We start from the raw sequence: 4,395 nt of genomic DNA on the forward strand, positions 1-4,395 counted from the left end.
CAACGCCGCCGCAAAGGGAATCCCCGTCGAGTCAGTTCGTGTGGAAACCGCTCTATCTTACACGTGGAAGTTGTTCTGTTGCGCAATTTTATGCCTTGAGCCTCCCCTTCCGCGCGAGAGAAGTCCGCGTCCGATGGCCGGCCAAACACCTGACTGCAATCTGCCGATCTTCACGGAATTTCGGCGGATTTGCGCAGTGCCATCGTCGTGGAGGTACGAATGCATTGAGCCGTTTGACGAGAACCTTTGCGTCGGAGGCGGTAGCCTGTCGCGCCCATCAATATGCAGCGCGTCGGTCAGGCAATGACGGCGTGATAGCCATTCGCGGAGATTGGAAAATGAACCCTCGGCACGCAGCAATTCGTGTGTTCGTAATCGGTTTGAGCGCCGCGGCGCTCGCTAGCCCTGTTCTGGCGGATCCTGGCCACGATCGAGACCGTCACGACCGGCAGCGACAGGAGAGCCCACCTCCGAGCTATTATCCGGGTCCCGGCGGTAGCCGCATCCCTTATACGACGAGCTACTACACGAACGACCGCCATGGCCGCGTGGCCTATACCTATCCCCAAGACTACCGGAGTTACGGGCGCCCGCTGAGTTGGTATCAAAGCCATTCGAACTGGCACGATCCCAATCATCAGGATTGGTATCGAGGGCGCGATCATTAAGGTCGCTGAGGGTGCGGAGCGCCGGAATTCGCATGGCGGTGCGGCGCACGCGCGACGATCAGCCTCAAGGCGTGATCGCGACACGGAAGAGCGTGCGCCGCGCAGCCGCGATCCACGGATCGAGGATCCGACCAATCGGTGGTTCGTGCACCCGGCAGGCCGCTTCCTTCTCCCCTATTTCATCGCGAAAGGAGTGTCGGCAAACGCCGTATCGGTCGGTGGCTTGATCCTCGGTGCGTTCGCCGCGGTCGCATTTGCTCAATGGAGCTTGGCCTCCGTTTGGGTCTGGGCAGGTCTGGGCCTCGCTTGCGTCTGGTTGATCGCGGATGGTCTCGACGGTATGATAGCGCGTGCGACAGGCACCGCCAGTGCACTCGGCCGACTTCTCGATGGCCTGTGTGATCACGGCGTGTTCATACTCATCTACATCGGATTGGCGACGTCGATCGGGACGCAAGATGCTTGGTTTCTTGCGATCGCCGCAGGGGCCGCGCATGCGCTGCAGGCCAATCTGTACGAAGGTGAGCGGGCCCGGTTTCATGACCGAGGTAACCATGGGCGTCCTTGGGAATCGGGCGAAATCCGCAATGTTATCCTGCAGGCCTATGATCGCCTGTCTGCCGTCATCGACCGGCAGGGCAACACCCTCGCGAGGGTGTTGCAACGAACGTCTGACCCGCATGTGGCGGAAGCCTATGCAGATCTGGTGCGCAAGCCGTTGTGGCTGATGAGTCTGTTGAGCGCAAACGTTCGAGTGGGCGCAATCTTTTTCGCCTGCTTGGTCAAGGCTCCGGCTCTGTTCTGGTGGTTCGAGCTTGGGCCGCTCAATGTTCTGCTCATCATCGGCGTGGTGTGGCGTAATCGTATCGATGCGCAGTTCGTAAGAGCCTTCGCCGCAAGCGGGGAGGCTTGTGGCCATCCTTCGCCCCCCATTCATCAAGAGGAAAATTCCGGGTTATGAAATCGATCAACGTTGCGATTGTTGGTGTCGGCAACTGTGCGAGTTCGCTCGTTCAGGGCATCGCACATTATCAGAACGGCGGTGCGAACGAGCAGATAGGCTTGATGCATTGGAGTCTGGGCGGATACCGCCCCAGCGACTTACGGATCGTGGCGGCCTGGGACGTGGATGAGCGTAAGGTCGGTAGGGATGTCGGTGAGGCGATCTTCGCGGCACCCAACTGCACGACCGTCTTTTGCCGGCATGTCCCGAAAATCGGTGTCACTGTCCGTATGGGCCCGGTTCTCGATGGGGTTGCGGACCATATGGCCGACCATCCCGCCGACCGTACCTTTTTGGTGTGCGATGAACCAGAGGCTGATAGGGCCGAGGTGGTAAGAGAACTCATCGCCAGCCAAACCGATGTGCTGGTGAATTATCTGCCCGTCGGGAGTCAGAAGGCGACCGAATTCTATGCAGAATGCGCGATCGAGGCTGGCGTTGCGTTCGTCAACAGCATTCCTGTTTTTATCGCCAGCAACCCTGATTGGGCCAAACGCTTCACGCAAGCCAACGTCCCGATCATCGGCGATGACATCAAGGCGCAGTTGGGCGCGACGATCGTGCACCGCGTGCTGACCGATTTGTTCCGCAAGCGTGGCGTGAAACTCGACCGCACCTATCAACTCAATACCGGTGGAAATACCGACTTCCTCAATATGGCCAACCGGGCGCGCCTGAGTTCGAAAAAGCGATCAAAGACGGAGGCCGTGCAGGCGGTCGCGCAGCAGCGCCTCGATGAAGAGAACATCCATGTCGGCCCGAGCGACTATGTCGCCTGGCAGAACGACAACAAGGTTTGCTTTTTGCGGATGGAGGGGCAGCTGTTTGGCGGCGTCCCGATGAATCTTGAATTGCGGCTCTCGGTCGAGGACAGCCCCAACTCCGCCGGAGTTGCTATCGACATGATCCGCTGTGCCAAGCTCGCGAAGGATCGAGGTCTGGGCGGACCGATCGGCGGGCCATCTGCCTGGTTCTGCAAGCACCCTCTTCTTCAGTTGGCCGATGATGAGGCCTATGCCGCGGTGGAGACCTATATTGCCGGTCGCTGAGATCATCGATACCGCGATCGTGCTTGCCGCTGGGGAGGGGCAGCGGCTGCGGACAGCGACGCCGATAAAGCCTTTGTGCATCGTCGCGGGACAAGTTTTGCTAGCCCGCATTCTCGATGGGCTCGTCGCAGCCGGCATGCGGAGAGCCATTGTCGTCCTGGGCTATGAAGCAGCTCATATCGCCGCCTTTTTGAACTCCAGACGATGGCCGCTCGAGATAGAACTCGCCACCGTTGATGATTATCGCAGGCCGAACGGAGTTTCGGCTTTGGCAGCGCGGCCTCATTTGCGGGGCGCAAGCGCGCTCCTGGTCATGGCGGATCATCTGGTCGATGTCGGCCTATATCGCCTTGTCGCGAGGGAGGGGCCGGGGGATGGCGTTCGGCTGGCCACGGATCGGCGGCTCGATAATCCGGACATCGATATCACAGACGTTACCCGGGTGAAGACGCGTGACGGAAGGATCGTTGCGATTGGCAAGATGATCCCGGACTATGACTGTTTCGATACTGGCGTTTTCGCCGTCAGTGAGCCCCTGTTCGAGGCGCTTGATCGGTTCGACTCGCCATCCCTGACGGACGGTGTTCGGGCCCTGGCATCGCTCGGCTTGGCGTTCTCGCTCGATTGCGGAGATCTCGACTGGATCGACGTCGATGACGAGCTTGCGCTTCGTAAAGCCGAAGAATGGATTCGTTGCCGCTCCGTTTCGCTCGGACCGTTGAAAACGCTTGAGAGCCAGACATCAGGCGATCGGCTCTCCTAACCGCCGTCTTGAGAATGTTTGTCGAAAGGTTGCCTCAGTGAGTCTCTTAGTGGCGAGCGCGTTGCTGTTGGCCGAGCCGATGGCAGCGCAGGCGGATTTGCCGCTCGAACAGGTTGCGGATGAAGCTCCGCCGGCTACGGTGCCGACAGTATCAGTTCCACCCACACCGGTGCTGCTTCACCTCCCTGAGGTAGAAGATCCAAATTCAGTCGTTCTCCTCCAAGCCACCGCGGCTGGCCCTCTAGCGGATGTCGACACGGCCGCACGCACGGAGCAGGACGATATTGTCGTGACCGCACGAGAAGGGCACGCACCCGGCGACCCACTTCAGGGGGTCAACGTACAGACCTTTGCCGTTACGCAGGCGGTCGACAAGGCGGTGGTCGAGCCGGTTGCGCTGACCTATCAGCGAGCTCTACCGGCGCCATTGCGTAGCGCGATACGGAACTTCTTCAACAATCTGTCCGAGCCGGTTTCTTTCCTGAACTTCTTCCTGCAGTTGAAGCCGGGCAAGGCGGCCGAGACTGCCGGGCGCTTTGCGGTGAACACGACGATCGGCGTTGCCGGCATGATCGACATCGCGAAAAGGAAACCGTTCCGGCTTCCCCGTCGGCCGAACGGGTTCGCCAACACATTGGGCTATTATGGCGTCAAGCCGGGTCCATTCCTGTTTCTGCCTTTGATCGGCCCCACCACCGTGCGCGATCTCATCGGTTTGAGTATCGACCGGATGGTCCTTCCATCGGCGATCGGCCAGCCTTTTAATCAGCCGACCTATAGTGTGCCGGCAACGATTGTCGGGTCAGTCGACTATCGCGTCGAGTTCGACGAACAGCTCAGAAAGTTGCGGGAGGCGCCCGATGAGAACACCGGGAATAAAAGGGGCCACGGATCGGCCGGTAGCACCGGATT

The 4,395-nt window shown here is 59.8% G+C and carries 4 protein-coding genes; all 4 read left to right on the plus strand.

Annotation, left to right across the window (positions count from 1 at the left end; all coding sequences use genetic code 11):
* Positions 1-861 precede the first annotated feature (861 nt).
* Positions 862-1,629: a CDP-alcohol phosphatidyltransferase family protein gene (locus ACEK02_RS24515; RefSeq protein ID WP_371424100.1), complete on the plus strand. Its 768-nt coding sequence runs from the start codon at positions 862-864 to the stop codon at positions 1,627-1,629.
* Entirely contained in the window at positions 1,626-2,720 is a 1,095-nt protein-coding gene (locus ACEK02_RS24520; RefSeq protein ID WP_371424101.1) for an inositol-3-phosphate synthase, read from the plus strand. The genes ACEK02_RS24515 and ACEK02_RS24520 overlap by 4 nt, the downstream gene beginning before the upstream one ends.
* Entirely contained in the window at positions 2,707-3,483 is a 777-nt protein-coding gene (locus ACEK02_RS24525) for an NTP transferase domain-containing protein (RefSeq protein WP_371424102.1), read from the plus strand. Before ACEK02_RS24520 ends, ACEK02_RS24525 begins: the two co-directional genes overlap by 14 nt.
* Positions 3,484-3,544: 61 nt before the next feature.
* A partial coding sequence (locus ACEK02_RS24530) for a VacJ family lipoprotein (RefSeq protein WP_371424103.1) occupies positions 3,545-4,395 on the plus strand: 851 nt, incomplete at its 3' end.

This window comes from Tardiphaga sp. (genome assembly GCF_041424195.1).
In the GTDB taxonomy this organism is placed as follows: Bacteria; Pseudomonadota; Alphaproteobacteria; order Rhizobiales; family Xanthobacteraceae; genus Tardiphaga.